This is a genomic window from Sandarakinorhabdus limnophila DSM 17366, from assembly GCF_000420765.1.
Classification (GTDB): domain Bacteria; phylum Pseudomonadota; class Alphaproteobacteria; order Sphingomonadales; family Sphingomonadaceae; genus Sandarakinorhabdus; species Sandarakinorhabdus limnophila.
In genome coordinates, this window is the sequence record NZ_ATVO01000005.1 from 112,460 (window position 1) to 130,330 (window position 17,871).

Below are 17,871 nucleotides of genomic sequence, written 5' to 3' on the forward strand. Positions count from 1 at the left end.
GCCTCAGCCCGCCACCACCAGCCCGTGCCGCTTCTTGCCGGCGCTCACCTTCTGGCCCGGTGCCACCAGCACGGCATCGCTGCCCGCCGCTTCCCCATCGATGCGAGCGCCGCCCTGCGCCACCAGCTTGCGCGCCTCGTTCTTCGATGCAGAAAAGCCCAGCCCGATCAGCGCATCCACGATGGTCACCGGCGCGGCCACCGCAAACTGCGGCAGCTCCTCACCCGCGCCGCCGCCGGCAAAGGTGGTGCGCGCCGTTTCCGCAGCAGCCTCGGCCGCGTCCCGCCCCCGGCACAGCGCGGTCGCCTCGGTGGCCAGCACCTCCTTGGCGGTGTTGATCTCCGCGCCTTCCAGCGCCTCCAGCCGGACGATCTCGTCCAGCGGCAGATCGGTGAACAGCCGCAGGAACTTGCCCACATCGGCGTCATGCGTGTTGCGCCAGAACTGCCAGTAATCGAAATGCGGCAGCTGATCCTCGTGCAGCCACACCGCGCCCTTGGCCGTCTTGCCCATCTTGGCGCCATCTGCGCGCGTGATCAGCGGCGTCGTCAGGCCAAAGGCGTCCTTCGCATCCACCCGGCGAATGAGATCGGTGCCGTTCACGATATTGCCCCACTGGTCACTGCCGCCCATCTGCAGCGTGCAGCCAAACCGCCGGTTCAGTTCCAGATAATCATAGGCCTGGAAAATCATGTAGTTGAACTCGATGAAGCTCAGCGGCTGCTCCCGCTCCAGCCGCAACCGCACGCTGTCAAACGTCAGCATGCGGTTGATCGAGAAATGCCTGCCATAATCGCGCAGGAACGGCACCAGCTGCAGCCGCGACAGCCAATCATCATTGTTGACCATCACCGCATCGGTCGGCCCATCGCCAAAGCGCAAAAACCGCTCGAAAATCCGCTTGATGCTGGCAAGGTTGGCATTGATCTGCTCATCCCCCAGCAACTGCCGGGCCTCATCCTTGCCCGACGGATCACCAATCTTGGTCGTCCCGCCGCCCATCAGCACGATCGGCTTGTGCCCCGATTGCTGCAGATGCCGCAGCATCATGATCGAAACCAGATTGCCGATGTGCAGGCTGGGCGCCGTGCAATCAAAGCCGACATAAGCCGTGATCGCGCCCTTCCCCGCCGCGCCATCCAGCGCCGCCGCATCGGTGATCTGATGAATAAACCCGCGCGTTTCGAGACGGGTGAGAAAGTCGCTGCTGTAGGTCATGGTGGGGACGGCTTTACGGTGTGTGGCAGCGCTTGTCATGCCCCCACAAGCGCGGCCAATTCTGACAGTTCTTTTCCGCATCTCGCCTGTTTTCACCGGCCCTTGTGTGCGGCCGAGGCCAAGACCGATGTGTGCTGCGCCGGTCCAACCCATAGTCCGGGCTGTGGGACAGAACAGAGGCAGAAGAGGAGAGCCTCCAGCAGCCCCTTCTCCTTTCCAGCGCCAGCCGCACAACGCACGGGTTTGACGCCGAGAAACGCTCTCCCCTTGCATCCCGCCGCCTTATCCCCCATCGGGCCCGGGGATGACATTTATCTATCTGTTTCTGGCGCTGGGGCTGGCGGTGGGCTTGAACCATCCGGCGTGGGCGTGGCGGGTGTTGGCACAGGTGGGTGCGGCGGCGGCGTTGGGTATGATGGCCTGGTCGATCTGGCTGGCCAATGGCGATGGTACGTTTGCGGCGCGGGCGGCCGATGATGTGCGGCCGTTGCTGCTCAATATCATGGCGGTGATTGCGGTGCTGGCGGTCCTGCTGCTGCTGGCGCTGCTGCCGGTGCAGTGGCGGCGGTACGCGGAGCCGGTGCCGGACTGGAACCAGCGGCAGAAGTGGGGGCAGATCGCCCGCATCCTGCACTGGACGAGCGCCGTGCTGATGCTGGCCGCGCTGCCAATGGGGCTGTTCGTGACGGTGCTTCGCCCTTCGCCGGAGCGCACGGATTTTCTTGCGGCGCATATCGGCATTGGCGTTGCGGTGTTTTTCCTGCTGCTGTTGCGCTGGGCGGCCCAGCGCGCTTCGCCTGGCCCGGCCAGCCCCAATGGCGCGGCAAAGCTGAACAAACTGGCGCTGTATCTCTCGCTGGCCACCCTGCCGGTTTCGGGGTTGCTGCTGGCGGGGGCCACCGGCTGGTCGGTGCTGGGGCTGCACCTGCCCGAAGCCCTGCCGATGCCGCCGGCCCGCGCTCTGCATATCTGGCTTTCGGGCCTGTTTGCTGCGGCGTTCGCGGCCCATGCCGGCGCGGTGCTGTGGCATCATTTCGCCCTGCGTGATCGCCAGCTCATTCGCCGCATGCTGCGCTAGAACAAACGGCGCACATGGTGCAATGATGGCGCCATGGCCATCCAGATTCGCACCAGCCTTGCCGAAACGGAGCTGACCGAGTTCACCCCGCACCGTCCCGCGCGCCCGGAAAAGAGCGAGGGCGGCCGGCCGTTCGTGCTGAGCACCGAATATACGCCGGCCGGGGACCAGCCCGCCGCCATCGCCGAACTGGTGGGCCAGGCCAATGAGGGTGAGCGCGATCAGGTACTGCTGGGGGTGACGGGTTCGGGCAAGACCTTCACCATGGCCAAGGTGATCGAGGCGGTGCAGCGCCCGGCCCTCATATTGGCGCCCAACAAGATTTTGGCCGCGCAATTATACGGCGAATTCAAGAGCTTCTTCCCCGATAACGCAGTGGAATATTTCGTTTCCTATTACGATTATTATCAGCCCGAAGCCTATGTGGCGCGCACCGATACCTATATCGAAAAGGAATCGAGCGTGAACGAGGCCATCGACCGGATGCGCCATTCCGCCACCCGTTCCCTGCTGGAGCGCGATGACGTGATCATCATCGCGTCGGTTTCCTGCATTTATGGCATCGGCTCGGTCGAGACATATTCGGCGATGACCTTCTCCTTGAAGAAGGGCGGCTCGGCCGATCTGAAGGAGGTGGTGAGGAAGCTCGTCGCCATGCAATACAAGCGCGGCGATCTCAGTTTCGCGCGCGGCAATTTCCGGGTGCGCGGCGACTCCTTGGAAATCTACCCCTCTCACTATGAAGACAGCGCCTGGCGCATCAGCTTCTTCGGAGACGAGATCGAGCAGATTTCGGAGTTCGACCCGCTCACCGGCGAGACGGTGGCCAAGCTCGACCAGATCAAGATCTACGCCAACAGCCACTATGTGACGCCCGGCCCGACCATGAAGCAGGCCGCGGACGCCATCCGCCACGAACTGACCGAGCGGCTGAAGGAGCTGAATACCGAAGGCAAGTTGCTGGAGGCGCAGCGGCTGGAGCAGCGCACCAATTTTGATCTGGAAATGATCGCCGCCACCGGGGCGTGTGCGGGCATCGAGAATTACAGCCGCTTCCTCACCGGCCGCCTGCCTGGCGAGCCGCCGCCCACTTTGTTCGAATATCTGCCGGAAAACGCCCTGCTGTTCATCGATGAAAGCCATGTGACGGTGCCGCAGATCGGCGCCATGGCCAAGGGCGATCACCGCCGCAAGGTGACGCTGGCCGAATATGGCTTCCGCCTGCCCAGCTGCATCGACAATCGCCCGCTGCGATTTGCCGAGTGGGAGGCGATGCGGCCGCAGACGGTGTTCGTTTCCGCCACGCCGGGCCCGTGGGAAATGGACAAGACCGGCGGCGTTTTCACCGAACAGGTGATCCGCCCCACCGGGCTGATCGATCCGCCGGTGGAGATCAAGCCGGTGGAAGACCAGGTGGAAGATCTGATCCAGGAAGCCAAGAAGGTCGCCGCCGCCGGTTATCGCACGCTGGTGACGACGCTGACCAAGCGCATGGCCGAAGATCTGACCGAGTTCCTGCACGAAGCCGGCCTGCGGGTGCGTTACATGCACTCCGACGTGGAAACGCTGGAGCGCATCGAGCTGATCCGCGATCTGCGCCTGGGGGTGTATGACGTGCTGGTCGGCATCAACCTGCTGCGCGAAGGGCTCGACATTCCAGAGTGTGGCCTGGTGGCGATCCTGGATGCGGACAAGGAAGGGTTTCTGCGCTCCGAAACGTCACTCATCCAGACCATCGGGCGGGCGGCGCGCAACGTGGAAGGCCGGGTGATCCTCTATGCCGATCGCATCACCGGATCGATGGCGCGCGCCATGATGGAAACCGATCGCCGCCGCGCCAAGCAGGAGGAATATAACCTCGAACACGGCATCACGCCGACCACCATCAAGCGCAACATCGGCGATGTGCTGGCCGATGTGTCGATGAAGGATGGCCTGGTCGTCGATACGGGTGACGACGAGACCCAGCATCTCGTTGGCCACAACCTCAAGGCCTATATCGCCGACCTTGAAGAGCAGATGAAAAAGGCCGCGTCTGATCTGGAGTTCGAGACCGCCGCCGCCATCCGCGACCAGATCCGCCGTCTGGAAATGGATGAACTCGGCCTGCCGCCGGATGCACGCGCCGCCGCCGCCAAGGGCCGCGCCACTGGCGGCGCGGCGGGCACGCGGACGACACGCTTTTCCAAGATGCAGAAGAAGGGCTTCAACGCGAAACGGCGCGGGGCGGGGCGCTGAGCGCCCTTCCCGTCACGCCGGGGTGACGATCAATAATGCGGTTCGCAGGCGAGGCCATCACCATCGCCGTCCCAATCTGCCCGGTAATTTGGTTCATCTGACCTGATGTTTTCATAGCCAGCCGCCCGCGCGTCGTTGCAACCGGAAAAGCGCCTGAACGGGCGCGGTTCGGGCCTCACCAAGGCAACCACTTCGTTGACCGGCGCTACAGTGTCCCGAACAAGATTGGCCTGCTCGGAGGGCGGCATTGTCGCAAGCCAGCCGCCTCCACCGCCCAACAATATGCCAATAACAGCCAGCGTTGGCAGCGGCACGGATGATAATTCTTCGTTGCGTCGGCGTCTGGTCATGATGCGGAGCATGCACGACCAATCTTAAAGGCCAATTAAATCAGGCAACCCACCCCGGCGCGCAGGAATTCCGCCACCAGGCCAGGGTCGCGCTCGTCGGTCAGCTTGTTGGCGATCTCGCGGATACTCATCCGTTCAAAACGTTCGGCACGCAGGCCGGTGAGTTCCTGCAGGCGGCGCAGCTGGCCGATGGAGAGGCGTTCGCCCAGCCGGCCACCCATGCACTGGGCCTGGCGCGGGGGCACGCCCAGTTCCGTCAGGTTGCTGGTGATGCGTTGGGCCGGGGTGGTGCAGGCGGTGAGCAGCAGCGGCAGGGCGAGGCAGGCAAGCAGGGAAAGGCGCGGCGTCATGTCGGCTCCGAATTGATGGGGGTGCGGCAACACCCCTAGTGATTAGCGGCTTTTGTCTGGCTATAGCATGAACCCATGCTTGATTATCTGGCTTTGCTCTCCACCCGCTACCCCATGCTTGCCGATGTGAATTGGTGGCAGGGCATCGGCATCGCGCTGCTCGTGGTGGGAATCATGGAGGTGGTGGCCATCGTCTCCCACAAATATGTGATGCACGGGTTTCTGTGGGTACTGCACAAATCCCATCACGAACCGCGCACCGGCCAGTTTGAACGCAACGACTGGTTTGGCGTGGCGGGCGCCATCCCGTCGATGATCCTGCTGATGATCGGCACCCATTATGGCCTGCACATGATCACCGCGATCGGGGCGGGCATCACCATGTATGGCGCCATCTATTTCTTCCTGCACGATATCCTGGTGCACCGCCGCGTGAAGCACAGCTGGAACCCGCAATGGGGTTACATGAAGCGCGTGGTGCAGGCGCACCGCCTGCATCATGTGGTGGAAACCAAACACGGCACGGTGAGCTTCGGCTTCATCTGGGCGCCGCCGATCCGCAAGCTGAAGGCGCAACTGGAAGCCGATGGCCGCGGCCGCATCCGCGCGAGCGCGAAGATGAAGGCCGAGATGGGGATGATTGATAACGCCGAGCATTGGGCGCGCTGACGCGCCCCACAACGGCTGGCGCGGTAAATCGGCTTAGAACCGCTCCACCAGCCGGAACGTCTCGCACCACAAATCCATATCATCGGCAAACACGCCCGCCCGCGTGAAATAGCGACGATGGGCAGCGCGCCAATAGTCGAGCGAGAGATCGCCCTCCCCCTCCAGCGCCGCAAAGTCCGCGCCGACATCGCAATAGCGCATGGCCACGCAGGAGATGGTCTCGACCAGCAGCGCGGGCTGGCCGGCGCCATCCAGCACGATGCCGCGTTCGCCGGCAACGCTGGGCCCCATCTGCGCGGCCGCCCAACATGTCGCCGTCTTGCGACCTTCGCGCACCAGCGCCAGCAGCGCATCGGCCAGTTCCGGACTGTCCCCAAATGACCAACGTGGCAGGTCGGTCATTCCGGTCCCCTCACTCCGGCATCGTCCACAGGCCGTCACGGGGCGGCCCCGGCATCGGCCAGCGCTGCTTGCGCACCAGCGCATCGCCCAGCGCCAACGCCACAGCACGGGCCTTTTCGGCTTTCGTCGTCGAAACCCGCTGGGCCAACCCCTCCTCCTCCAGCCCGCGCACCTTGCGGCCGATGCCGCCATAGATGCGGGCTGCGGCCAGCACAGCCCAGGCGGCGCGGTTGCCCAGTGCCGAGGTGCCGAAGCGGGCTGATTCCTCAAAGTCCTCGGCCTTGAACACCAACCGCGCGACCAGCCGCGACAGCTGCCGGCGGTTGCGTTCCAACACGTAACTGTCCGGCTCCAGCCGCACGCTGGCCAGCCAATCATCGGGGATGTAGCGGCGGCCGTTCATCGCGTCTTCGACCACGTCGCGGGCGATGTTGTTGAGCTGAAAGCTCATCCCCAGATCACAGGCGCGTTCCAGCACCGCACGTTTGTCGGGCTTCACGCCCATCACGATCGCCATCATCACGCCCACGCAGCCCGCCACGTGATAGCAATAGGTGAGCGTATCATCGAAGGTAAGGAATGGCCGCGCTTCCATGTCGATGCGGAAGCCCTGGATGAGATCGCGCGGATAACGCGCCGGCATCCCCGTCTGCTGCACCACCAGCGCCAGCGCTTCGTAAGTCGTGCCGGGCGTGGGATTGCCGGCCAGGGCGCGTTCGGTTTCCCAATGCACTTCGGCCAGGCGCTCGGCCGGCGGGCGGCGATCGTCGTTGCGGCCCTCGCCCAGCACCTGGCCATCGATCACATCATCGGTGTGGCGGCACCAGGCATAAAGCAGCATGGCGCGGTCGCGCGTTGGGCCATCGAACAGGCGGCTGGCCAGTGCGAAGCTTTTCGAACCGCGGGCGATGGCGTCGCGGGCATTGGCAAGAACGTCAGACACGGATGGGCTTCTGCCCGCCTGCGCCGCGCGGCGCAAGCGGGCTGGATGGCGGAGATCAGGCCGCCTTCTTGCCCAGCAGATCTTCCACCATCAATTTGCCGGTGGCCTTGGCGCTGCCCACCACGCCGGGGATGCCGGCGCCGGGGTGCGTGCCGGCACCAACGAAATAGAGGTTGGACAGCACATCATCGCGGTTGTGGGTGCGGAAATAGGCGCTCTGCCACAGCACCGGTTCCAGGCTGAAGGCGCTGCCCTGGTGGGCAAACAGTTCGGTTTCGAAATCCTTCGGCGTCCAGGTGCGCATCGTCACCAGATCGCGCTTGAGATTGGGCAGAACGCGGCGTTCCAACGCGTCCAAAATCGAATCGGCGTACCGCGGGGCTTCCTTTTCCCAATCGATGTCCAGCTTGCCCAGATGCGGCACCGGCGACAGCACATAATAGGCGCCGTGGCCTTCCGGGGCGAGGCCCGGATCGGTCATCGTCGGGTGATGCAGATACAGCGAAAAATCTTCCGGCAGCTCGCCGCCCTTGTAGATTTCGCTGAGCAGTTCCTTGTAGCGATGCCCAAACAGGATGGTGTGGTGCGCCACATCGGTGCGCACGCCCTTCAGGCCAAAATACAGCACGAACAGCGACGGGGAGAAGCTGCGGCGCTTCATCTTGGCCGCCATTTCGGCACCGCGCGGGTGGCCGCCCAGCAGCTCCTGGTAGGTGTTGACCACGTCGCCATTGGAACACACCGCATCGAAACGGCCGGACCAGCCATCGGCGCAGCGCACACCCGTAACGCGCCCGCTGTCAGCCATGATGGCTTCCACCTTGCTGCCCATGCGCACGCTGCCGCCGATATCCTCGAACAGCTTCACCATGCCGCGCACCAGCGAGCCGGTGCCGCCGCGCGGGAACCAGACGCCCCATTTCTTTTCCAGCGCGTGGATCAGCGCATAGACGCTGGAGGTGCGGAACGGATTGCCGCCCACCAGCAGCGTGTGGAAACTGAACGCCTGGCGCAGCCGCTCGTCCTCGATGTGGCGCGACACCATCGAATAGACCGAACGGAAGGCTTCATAGCGCATCAGCTGCGGCGCGGCCTTGAGCATCGATTTGAAATCGAGAAAGGCTTCGTGGCCCAGCTTTTCATAGCCTTCACGAAACACGTTATCCGAAAATTTCAAGAATTCCTGATAGCCGGCAACGTCTTTCACGTTGAGTTCGCCGATCTGGCGCAGCAGTTCCTTTTCGTCGTTGGAATAATCGAAAACCGTGCCGTCTTCCCACATCAGGCGGTAAAACGGCATCACCGGCATCAGTTCGACATAGTCCGACAATTTGCGGCCAGACAGCTCGAACAATTCTTCCAGGCAGGTCGGATCGGTGATCACGGTGGGGCCGGCATCGAAGATGAAGCCATCATCTTCAAACACATAGGCACGGCCACCTGGCTTGTCGCGGGCTTCGATCAACGTGGTCTGGATGCCGGCCGATTGCAGGCGGATGGCCAGCGCCAAGCCACCAAAACCGGAACCAATCACTGCGGCAGTCGTCATTTTATCCCCAATTCATACTTGACCAGCGTGCCCAGCGCCCGCAGCGGCGGGATGGGCGGCCGGCCGGAAAACACTTTCGGCCAATCATTCCAGCGATTGTCGGCGGCATAGAGCCGGCCCACTAGATCGTCTGGATGTTCATAAAAACGTTCCAGGATCGTGCGCCGTTCCTCGTCCTGCGCGGCGAGGAACAACATGCGATTGAGGACGCGATACATGCCGCGGCTGTTCCACACACGCACTGCGTGGTCGCGGCAGGCGCGGTGGATGGTCGCGGCATCGAACGCCGGCAGCGCGGCGACCATATCGGCCATGCGCACGGCATCGGGGAAGCTATAGCCGGTCACCGGATGAAACAGGCCGGCGCCCAGGCCCACGCGCGCCACGCCGGGTACGCCTTCATCGAGGAATTTTTCGATATCGCCGCCAATGGCCAGCGGCAGGATGCCGGCTTCTTCACGGGTAACGGCGGTAATCTGCCAGCCCTGCGACACCGCGTAATCGGCGATGTGCTGGCGCAGCAGATCGGGCGCCAGATCGCGGCCATCGGAAAAATACGTGTCTTCGATCAGCACATGCTTCGGGCCGAACGGCAATGTGTAGATGAAGCGGTAGCCATCGTGCTGCGGCACCGTCGCATCCATGATGATCGGGCCATCAAGGCCGTGCGGCTCGGCCAGTTCCACTTCTTGCCCGAGGAATTTCTGCCATCGCAGATCAAGCGCGGTCGATTTGCTCTGGCCGCGGCCATCGATCACGGCGCTGCAGGTCAGCACGCGCTGATCGGCGAGGGTCACGCTCGTCGGGCTGAGCGCCACCACCGGCACGCCGGTGATGATGCACTCCGGCGGCAGCGCCTTGGCCACTTCAGCGGCGAGCCGATCGCTGTTGCTGCTGCCATAACCCACATTCAGCGTGCGGGCATGGCGCGGAAAGCGCACCGAGTAGCAATCCCAGCGATGCGCAAACAGCGGCTGGGTCCAGCGCCGCTGTTCTTCATTGATATCGAGACCGAACGAGGACCAGGTGTGATCGCCGCCAATTGCCGGCCCAGCTTCGACGATGGCCACGCGCAGTTCCGGGCGCAGTTGCGCAAGGCGCAGCGCGATAAGGCCGTTGGCAAGGCCTCCGCCAGCAAGGACAAGATCGAAATCCGGTGTCACACTTGGCGTGTTAGCCGGGCGACGCCGCCGGGGGAAGTGGCGGTTTGCCGCTGTGATTGCGCCGGGCGGTGGAAATGCGTATCTCACCTCCGCACCCAGCAAGAGGCAAGCGCCCATGAATGCCCCCGTCGCCAAGAGCGAATTCATCCCGGCCGATCTGCCGGAACCGACCTACGCGGAGCTTGAGCATATCCCCGGCATGGTCCCGGCGCGCTTTCCGATCCTGCGCACGCTGAAGTTCCTCGCCAACCCGCTCGGCCGCAGCCGCGAACTGTTCGAGCAGCATGGCCGCATCGTGCGCCGCCAGGATTTCGGCGGCTGGGGCGTTTCGATGATCGGCCCGGAAGCCAACGAGATGATCCTGTTCAACAAGGACAAGATTTTTTCGAGCGAACTGGGCTGGAATCCGGTGCTGGAACTGCTGTTCCCGCGCGGGCTCATGTTGATGGATTTCGAAGAGCATCGCATCCATCGCAAGACGCTGAGCGTCGCCTTCAAGACCGAGCCGATGCAGCATTATTTCACCCAGCTGGATGAAGGCATCACCCGCGGGCTGGCGAAATGGCCGAAGGGCAAATCGCTGAACTTCTACCCATCGATCAAGTCCCTCACCCTCGATCTCGCCGCCACCAGTTTCCTGGGCGTGCCGTGGGGTGGTGAAGCCGAAAAGATCAACAAGGCCTTCTGCGACATGGTTGCGGCGTCGGTTGGCGTGATCCGCAAGCCGCTGCCCTTCACCGCGATGAAGCGCGGCGTCGATGGCCGTGCCTTCATGAGCCAGTATTTCGCCGGCGAAATCCCCAAGCGGCGCGGGGTGGACGGCAACGACATCTTCACCCAGGTCTGCAGCGCCCGCGACGAGAATGACAATCTGCTCACTGAGCAGGACATCATCGACCACATGAACTTCCTGATGATGGCCGCGCACGATACCACCACGTCGTCGATCACCAGCATTGTCTGGTGCCTGGCCAAATATCCGGAATGGCAGGACAAGCTGCGCGAAGAGATCAAGGGCATCCGCGAGCGCCACGGCAAGCTGACCTATCAGACGCTGGGCGAGATGGAATTGACCGACATGGTGTTCAAGGAAGCGCTGCGGCTGATCCCGCCGGTGCCGTCCATGCCGCGCCGCGCCGTGAAAAGCTTCACCTTCCAGAACCATGTCGTGCCGGCCGGCGCGCATATCGGCGTCAACCAGATGATCAGCCATCGCCTGGAAGAATATTGGCCGAACCCGGAACATTTCGATCCGAACCGCTTCACCGCCGAAAACAGCCGCGGGCGGCACAAATATGCCTGGGTGCCCTTCGGCGGCGGTGCCCACATGTGCCTGGGCCAGCATTTCGCCTACATGCAGGTGAAGATGTTCTTCTTCGCCCTGCTGGAAGGCCATCGCATCGTCGCGGAAAAGCCACTGGGTGACGTGGAAAGCGATTTCCGCATGTTCCCGATCCCCAAGCCCAAGGATGGCCTGCCCGTCCGCATCGAGGCAATCTGATGTCGGGTGGGAAGAAGCACAATTGGTGGCGCGGTTTGGGCTACGGGCTGGCCGTGTTCGCTGGCTTGATCGCGGTATTGTGGGCGGTGTTTGCCACACCCGATATTCCGGTGGCCACGCTGAAGGCCAAATATGCCAACACCGCCAGCCAGTTCGTGGAACTGTCGCCGGGCACCACCATCCATGTTCGCGATGAAGGGCCGCGCGATGGCTTCCCGGTCGTGCTCGTCCACGGCTCCAACGCCTCGCTGCACACCTGGGAGCCGTGGGTGGCGCGGCTCACCGCCAAGGGCTATCGCATCATCAGCCTCGATCTGCCGGCGCACGGGCTTTCCGGGCCAACGCCGGAAGGGCTGTACACCAGCGCAGCTTACGTGGGCATCGTCGAGAAACTCGTCGACAAGCTCGGCCTCACCCGCTTCGCGCTCGGTGGCAATTCGATGGGTGGCGGTGTCGCCTGGCGCTATGCCGTGGCGCACCCTGATCGGCTCTCCGCCCTTATTCTCGTCGATGCCAGCGGCCAGCCGATGCCGAAAGGTTCCTCGCCGCCGCTCGGCTTCCGGCTGGCGCGCGTGCCCGTCGCGCGCGATATCCTCGCCACCGTCACGCCGCGCAGCCTGATCGAAAAGAGCTTCCAGCAGAGCGTTTCCAACCAGGCCATCGCCACCCCGGCCATGGTCGATCGCTATTGGGAACTGCTGCTCTACCCCGGCAACCGCCGCGCCACGGTGCAACGGTTCGGCCAGTACAGCGGCGATGATGGCGCGGCGACCAAGCTGCCCGGCCTTACCGTGCCGACGCTGATCCTGTGGGGCCGGGAAGACAAGCTGATCCCGGTTTCGGTCGCGCAATGGTTCAACAGCCAGATCAAGGGCAGCCGCGTCACCATCCTCGATGGCATCGGCCATATTCCGATGGAGGAAGCCCCCGATCGCAGCCTGGCGCCAGTGCTGGAACTGCTCAGCGCAACGCAAATACCGTCGCAAAGCGCCTGAGCCAACCGATCATCGCTTCGTGCGCCTGATCGGAAAGGGTGATGAAAGCGCGGCGGGCGTCACCCGGATCGGTGCGGCGCACGAACACGCCGGCTTCACTCAGGCTGCGCACCCAGCGCAGCGCCGTGGTGGTGGGCACGGCAACGGCCACGCACAGGCTGGAGACGGCGACATCCACCCCCTCCATGCGCGCCGCCACCAGATCGAGCAGCATGTCCCAGGCCGGATCGCCGAACAGATCGGCGGGGAAATGGCGATCGCGATCGCGGCGCAGGCGGATAAGGCGGCGCACCATCGGGGCTGCCACCTGCGCTTCACCCTCCTGTTCGGTGCTGCGGGCCAGTTCAGCCAGCGCATCGGCAATGCGCTGGGCTTCGGCGGACAGCGCCGAGATATGCTGGGCCGTGCCTGCCTGTTCGGCCACGCGCCAGCCGGTGCCGGCATTCAAAACGCTGCTGGCCACAGTGGCAATCGTATCGGCATCGTCGCCGGCCAGCACGAAGCCATCGGCGCGGTCCAGCCAGTGAGCGGCCGGCGCCTCGCCTACCGCCACCAGCAACGGCAGCGCCAGCCGGTCAATCAGGCCTTCCGGCACCTCCGAATCGGCCGGCAACAGCGCCAAGTTGGCCACCACCGCCAGCGGATCGTTACCAGCAGGTAAAATTTCCCAACCAGGCACCCTGTGCAGGCCGGCAAGCCTGGCTTCGTCGCCGAGGAAAATGATGCGGCAATTGATCATGTTTGCTCCGTAATGGAGAATTCAAAGGCTGTGGATGACTTTCGCTGCATCATACTGGAAGCATTCACACCTTAAATCAGCGCACTTACCTTGTAACACGAATAGTGCGCGATCGGGGGCAAACCGGAACTTGCGTCATAATGGTTTATTTTGCGTTAAGGATTATGCGGCATGCGGGGCAAATCCAGGCATAGTTCACCAGTTGCGGTGCGTACTGATCTCCAATTGGCAGCGTTGGTGGGCATCAGCCCGGCCATTGCTGCCATCCGCTGCGAAATCGACAAGATTGCCGATGCCGATGCTTCGGTCTTGATCACCGGGCCATCGGGCAGCGGTAAGGATGTGGTGGCCCGGTTGCTGCACCAGAAAAGCCGCCGCGCCGCCCGGCCGTTCGTGGCGCTGAACTGCGCTGCCGTGCCGGCTGAACTGCTCGAATCCGAATTGTTCGGCCATGAACTGGGTGCCTTCACCGGCGCCGTGAAGGCCCGCGCCGGCCGGTTCGAGGCGGCGCATGGCGGCACACTGTTCCTCGACGAAGTGGGCGACATGCCAGCCGCCATGCAGGCCAAATTGCTGCGCACGCTGGAAACACGGGTGATCGAACGGGTGGGCGGCATGTTGCCGATCAGCGTCGATGTGCGGGTGGTGGCGGCCACGTCTGTGGATCTCACCGCTGCCATCGCCGCCGGGCGCTTCCGCGCCGATCTGCTCTACCGGCTTGATGTCATCCACATCGCCATGCCGCCGCTGAATGAGCGGCCGGAAGATGTGCCCTGCCTGGTGCAGCATTTCCTGTCAGCCGCAGCCCGACCGGCGCGTTTCACGCCCGCGGCGCTGGAGGCGCTGGCCGGCCTGCCGTGGCCGGGCAATGTGCGGGAACTGAAGAATTTCGTCGAACGCGCCTGCATCCACCACGGCGGCGAAATCATCGGCCGCGAGGCGCTGGGCCAATTGTTGCGCGGCGCCACCTCGCCGCCGCTACCGCCGCCGGCGCGGCCGAACGAGATTGCGCCCCCACCACGCCCGGCGGCGCCCTCGCTGCTCGGGCCTGACGGCGTGGATCTGAAACAGCTGCTCGCCGATCTGGAACAGGCCTATATCCGGCCCGTCGCACAGCACCAGCGCGCGATCCAGCACATTGCCCAGTTCACGCACATTGCCGGGCCAATCATGGCTGGCCAGCCGGGCGCGCGCACAGGGGGTGAGCCACGGCACCAGACCATCGCCGCCGGCGCGGCCCAGCAGCCAGTGGGCGGCAATGGCAACAATATCAGCCGGCCGTTCGGACAGCGGCGCGGTGCGCAACGGGAACACCGCCAGCCGCCAGTAAAGATCAGCGCGGAAACGACCGGCGGCCACGTCTGCGGCCAGATCGCGATTGCCAGCTGCAATCAGGCGCACGTCCACCGTCACCGGGCGGGTGGCGCCCACGGCCAGAACCTCGCGTTCCTGCAGCACGCGCAGCAGCTTGGCCTGCGCGGCGAGCGGCAATTCGGCGACTTCATCGAGAAACAGCGTGCCACCATCGGCGCTTCGGATCAGGCCGGGCGAAGCGGCATGGGCACCGGTAAAGGCGCCGCGCTCGTGCCCGAACAGCGTGGCTTCCACCATCTGTTCGGCAAGCGCGGCGCAGTTCACCGCGACGAGGGGGGCTTCGCGGCGAGGGGAGGATTGATGCACAAGCCGGGCCAGCCCTTCCTTGCCAGTGCCGGTGGGACCTTCGATCAGCACACTGGTCGGGCTGAGCCCAACCCGCGCCGCCAGTTTCAGCAAATCGCATGATGCAGGATCGGCCGCTGCCGGTCGGTTGGGGGCATCAAAGGCTGCCGCCAGCGCCAGCGCCCATTCGGCATCACCCGGTTCGACGTCCACATGCAGCGTGTTGCCCTCCAGCCGGGCGGAGCCTGCAGCGGCCTTGTTAAGCACAAGCCGGCGCGATTTAAGCCCGGCAACGGGAAACCGTTGATCGCCTATGATCAGTTCCAGATCGGTGCGCTGCCAATCGGCAAGACCGGGGATCCAGGGCAGCGGGGACGGAACAGGGACAGGTGTGCTCATGCCCGTCTCTCAGCAAGGCGCGTGCCAAATCGCCTTCCTGAACGACCGCCACCATGCGACGTGGTTAACAAATAATGGCCCGTCAAAAAGCCGACGGGCAAAGCGTCAGACCGCCGACGCGGCGGGCGTCAATCGTCTGACACTGTCAGTTTCTTGACGCCGGATTTCAGGCCGGAATCAGGCCCGGCTCGGCCGCCACGGTGGCCACCATCGTGCCACCGGCCACCAGCCGATCGCCGATATAGGCCACCGCGGCCTGGCCGGGGGCAACGCCAAACTGCGGTTCGGCAAAGCGCAGCATGTCGCCTTCGATCCAGCCCTGCGCCAGCGGTGCCATCGATCGCACCTTCACCATCAGCCGGCCATCAATCGGGCCGAGAAGATTGGCGCCATCCAGTTGCACCGCGCGCACCGCCAGCGCTCGGCGCGGCCCGGCGATGACACGGTTCTGCGCGGCATCGATGCCGATCACATACAGCGGCTCGGCCTGGCCACCCAGTTCAAGGCCGCGGCGCTGGCCAACGGTGAAACGGTGGATGCCATTGTGGCCGCCAAGCACCCGGCCAGCGACATCGACGATCTCGCCGGGCCGAGCCAGTTCCGGCCGGATCTTCTCCACCACAGCCGCATAATCGCCGCCCGGCACGAAGCAGATATCCTGGCTGTCGGGCTTGGCCGCCACGACCAGGCCAAAGGCTTCAGCCAACGCGCGGGTTTCGGCCTTGGCCAGCCCGCCCAGCGGGAAACGCAGATAATCGAGCTGGCTTTGCGTGGTGGTCCACAGGAAATAGCTCTGGTCTTTTCCCGGATCAGCGCCGCGATGCAGTTCGGCGCCATCCGGGCCATCGATGCGCTGCACATAATGGCCGGTCAGCAACGCCTCGGCCCCCAGATCGCGGGCAAGCGCGATCAGATCGGTGAACTTCACCGTGCGGTTGCATTCAACGCACGGCACCGGGGTCAGGCCCTTGGCATAGGAGTCGACGAAATTGTCGATCACCGCTTCGCGGAAGCGGCTTTCCATATCGATGACATAATGGGCGATGCCCAGCCGCTCGGCCACGGTACGCGCGTCGCGGATATCGGCCCCGGCGCAGCAGGCGCCTGGCCGGCGTGCAGCGGCACCCTGATCATAGAGCTGCAGCGTAATGCCCACCGTGTCGCAGCCGGCAGCCGCTGCCAGTGCCGCTACCACCGACGAATCGACCCCGCCCGACATGGCGACGGCCACTCGCCGGCCAGCCAGAGGCGCCAGCACGTCGCGCGCGCTGGCGGGCAGCGCGTCAAGATCGAGGGGAAAGGCGGCGGGCATGTTCATGGGTTCAGGCGGCGCAATGGGCATGCGGCCGGTTGTCGTCAAGGGGCGCGCCCGGTAAAGCCAGGCCGCGCGCCGCCGTCATGATGAATGGTTCATCCCGTTTCATCGGCCCCGCGCGCCGACAGGAGGCAAATCCGTGTCTTTCATGTCTCCACCCCCGCCCGGATCCGCTGACGATTCGTTGCCTCCCAATGATACGGTGCGTTGGGTGCCCAGCCGCAAGGCCGCCGTGCTCAAGGCGATCCGGGAGGGCCACGTCAGCCTAGAAGACGCTTGCAAGCGTTGGCGCTTAAGCATTGAAGAGATTCAACTTTGGCAGCGCGCCGTGGACAAGGTGGGCACACCTGGCCTGCGGGTGACTCGGGTGCAGATCTATCGTCCACTGTTTAAATCGGATGAATCATATGGTAAATAATGAGTCAACTTTTGGAATAATTTGGAGAATTTTCTAAAGAGGTGTTTACGGATGCTCATAAATCAGGTTAAGAATACGCAGGGGTGTGTGCCGGGCTTGTTGCGCCCGGCGGTCAATCCGAACTCGGAGACGTATGCATGCGCGTTCTTTTGATTGAAGACGACCGTGCAATGTCTCGCAGCGTTGAGCGCATGCTCGACGAAGCGAGCATCGAGCACGAAACTGCGGGCACAGGGGAGCTCGCGCTCGAATTTGCTCGAACCTATGAATTCGATGTGGTCATGCTGGACCTCACGCTGCCCGATATCAGCGGTCATGAAGTGCTGCGCCAACTGCGCCAACTGCGCATCAATACGCCGGTGCTGATCCTGTCGGGTGATGCCGAAACCACCAGCAAGGTGACCGGCTTCGGCGCGGGCGCCGACGATTATGTCACCAAGCCCTTCGACCGCCAGGAACTCATGGCCCGCCTGCACGCCCTCGTGCGGCGCAGCCAGGGTCATGGCCAGTCGCTCATTGTCACCGGTCCGGTAGCAGTTGATCTGGCGGCCCGAAGCGTGTCGGTGGACGGCAAGCGCGTGGCACTGACCGGCAAGGAATATGCGATCCTCGAGATGCTGTCGCTCCGCAAGGGAATGACGCTGACCAAGGAAATGTTCCTGACCCATCTTTATGGTGGCCGCGACGAGCCTGAACTGAAGATCATCGACGTGTTTGTGTGCAAGCTGCGCAAGAAGTTGCACCAGGCCGGTGCGCCGTCGTCCGGCTGCATAGAAACCGTTTGGGGCCGCGGCTATGCGCTACGCGACCCGGAACCCAGTGAATATCCTGCCGTGGCCTGATCAGGTCACGGCACGCTTCTTCCACGAAGGCCGCTGGGCAACC

At 63.8% G+C, this 17,871-nt stretch carries 17 protein-coding genes and 1 pseudogene; 8 read left to right on the forward strand and 10 right to left on the reverse strand.

All coding sequences use genetic code 11. The features are described from left to right. Positions 1–3: 3 nt before the first annotated feature. Positions 4–1,218: a tyrosine--tRNA ligase gene (tyrS, locus tag G566_RS0105950; RefSeq protein ID WP_022679763.1), complete on the reverse strand. Its 1,215-nt coding sequence runs from the start codon at positions 1,216–1,218 to the stop codon at positions 4–6. A gap of 304 nt (positions 1,219–1,522) precedes the next feature. On the opposite strand from tyrS, the gene G566_RS0105955 reads away from it, so the two are divergent. After that, positions 1,523–2,296 carry a cytochrome b gene (locus G566_RS0105955; protein WP_022679764.1) on the forward strand — a complete coding sequence of 258 codons (774 nt, stop codon included), beginning with the start codon at positions 1,523–1,525 and terminating at the stop codon, positions 2,294–2,296. 33 nt (positions 2,297–2,329) lie between these two features. Further along, positions 2,330–4,534, forward strand: a complete 2,205-nt coding sequence (gene uvrB / locus G566_RS0105960; RefSeq protein WP_022679765.1) for an excinuclease ABC subunit UvrB — start codon at positions 2,330–2,332, stop codon at positions 4,532–4,534. 29 nt (positions 4,535–4,563) lie between these two features. Here uvrB and G566_RS14700 read toward each other — a convergent pair whose 3' ends face one another. Together G566_RS14700 and G566_RS0105970 are read right to left on the reverse strand one after the other, a co-directional pair. Beyond that, complete coding sequence (locus G566_RS14700) at positions 4,564–4,896, reverse strand: excalibur calcium-binding domain-containing protein (RefSeq protein WP_022679766.1); 333 nt, start codon at positions 4,894–4,896, stop codon at positions 4,564–4,566. A gap of 23 nt (positions 4,897–4,919) precedes the next feature. Further along, positions 4,920–5,234, reverse strand: a complete 315-nt coding sequence (locus tag G566_RS0105970; protein WP_022679767.1) for a hypothetical protein — start codon at positions 5,232–5,234, stop codon at positions 4,920–4,922. Between the two features lie 75 nt (positions 5,235–5,309). Between G566_RS0105970 and G566_RS0105975 the strand changes: the two genes are divergently transcribed. After that, positions 5,310–5,903 carry a sterol desaturase family protein gene (locus tag G566_RS0105975; protein WP_022679768.1) on the forward strand — a complete coding sequence of 198 codons (594 nt, stop codon included), beginning with the start codon at positions 5,310–5,312 and terminating at the stop codon, positions 5,901–5,903. A gap of 33 nt (positions 5,904–5,936) precedes the next feature. Here the strand turns inward: G566_RS0105975 and G566_RS0105980 are convergent, their stop codons facing one another. From G566_RS0105980 to crtY, 4 genes are read right to left on the reverse strand one after another with little or no spacing between them, the layout of a single operon-like run. After that, positions 5,937–6,305: an ASCH domain-containing protein gene (locus tag G566_RS0105980; RefSeq protein WP_022679769.1), complete on the reverse strand. Its 369-nt coding sequence runs from the start codon at positions 6,303–6,305 to the stop codon at positions 5,937–5,939. A gap of 10 nt (positions 6,306–6,315) precedes the next feature. After that, a complete protein-coding gene (locus G566_RS0105985) occupies positions 6,316–7,248 on the reverse strand; it encodes a phytoene/squalene synthase family protein (protein WP_022679770.1) in 933 nt (310 codons plus the stop codon). Positions 7,249–7,303: 55 nt separating this feature from the next. After that, positions 7,304–8,797 (reverse strand): phytoene desaturase, encoded by a 1,494-nt coding sequence (locus tag G566_RS0105990; RefSeq protein ID WP_022679771.1) that lies wholly within the window; start codon positions 8,795–8,797, stop codon positions 7,304–7,306. Beyond that, entirely contained in the window at positions 8,794–9,960 is a 1,167-nt protein-coding gene (gene crtY / locus G566_RS0105995) for a lycopene beta-cyclase CrtY (RefSeq protein ID WP_022679772.1), read from the reverse strand. Before crtY ends, G566_RS0105990 begins: the two co-directional genes overlap by 4 nt. 115 nt (positions 9,961–10,075) lie before the next feature. Here crtY and G566_RS0106000 point away from each other — a divergent pair, with 115 nt between their 5' ends. Together G566_RS0106000 and G566_RS0106005 are read left to right on the forward strand one after the other, a co-directional pair. Continuing rightward, complete coding sequence (locus G566_RS0106000; protein ID WP_022679773.1) at positions 10,076–11,461, forward strand: cytochrome P450; 1,386 nt, start codon at positions 10,076–10,078, stop codon at positions 11,459–11,461. Then, the gene (locus G566_RS0106005) at positions 11,461–12,456 is read left to right on the forward strand and encodes an alpha/beta fold hydrolase (RefSeq protein WP_022679774.1); all 996 of its coding nucleotides are present in this window, start codon (positions 11,461–11,463) and stop codon (positions 12,454–12,456) included. The genes G566_RS0106000 and G566_RS0106005 overlap by 1 nt, the downstream gene beginning before the upstream one ends. Here the strand turns inward: G566_RS0106005 and G566_RS15030 are convergent. Next, positions 12,422–13,195 (reverse strand): hypothetical protein, encoded by a 774-nt coding sequence (locus tag G566_RS15030; RefSeq protein ID WP_022679775.1) that lies wholly within the window; start codon positions 13,193–13,195, stop codon positions 12,422–12,424. The genes G566_RS0106005 and G566_RS15030 overlap by 35 nt on opposite strands. 171 nt (positions 13,196–13,366) lie before the next feature. On the opposite strand from G566_RS15030, the pseudogene G566_RS15790 reads away from it, so the two are divergent. Further along, positions 13,367–14,149: pseudogene (locus G566_RS15790) on the forward strand (sigma 54-interacting transcriptional regulator); the annotation flags it as partial. A 24-nt stretch (positions 14,150–14,173) separates the two neighbouring features. On the opposite strand, the gene G566_RS15585 reads toward G566_RS15790, so the two are convergent. Both G566_RS15585 and mnmA read right to left on the reverse strand, forming a co-directional pair. After that, positions 14,174–15,253, reverse strand: a complete 1,080-nt coding sequence (locus G566_RS15585; protein ID WP_419185337.1) for a sigma 54-interacting transcriptional regulator — start codon at positions 15,251–15,253, stop codon at positions 14,174–14,176. Positions 15,254–15,419: 166 nt separating this feature from the next. Next, positions 15,420–16,565 (reverse strand): tRNA 2-thiouridine(34) synthase MnmA, encoded by a 1,146-nt coding sequence (gene mnmA, locus G566_RS0106020; protein WP_051135983.1) that lies wholly within the window; start codon positions 16,563–16,565, stop codon positions 15,420–15,422. 151 nt (positions 16,566–16,716) lie between these two features. Between mnmA and G566_RS15035 the strand changes: the two genes are divergently transcribed. Further along, positions 16,717–16,986: a DUF1153 domain-containing protein gene (locus tag G566_RS15035; protein ID WP_243442426.1), complete on the forward strand. Its 270-nt coding sequence runs from the start codon at positions 16,717–16,719 to the stop codon at positions 16,984–16,986. Between the two features lie 137 nt (positions 16,987–17,123). Beyond that, the gene (locus G566_RS0106025; protein ID WP_022679779.1) at positions 17,124–17,828 is read left to right on the forward strand and encodes a response regulator transcription factor; all 705 of its coding nucleotides are present in this window, start codon (positions 17,124–17,126) and stop codon (positions 17,826–17,828) included. The last annotated feature ends 43 nt before the right edge of the window (positions 17,829–17,871 follow it).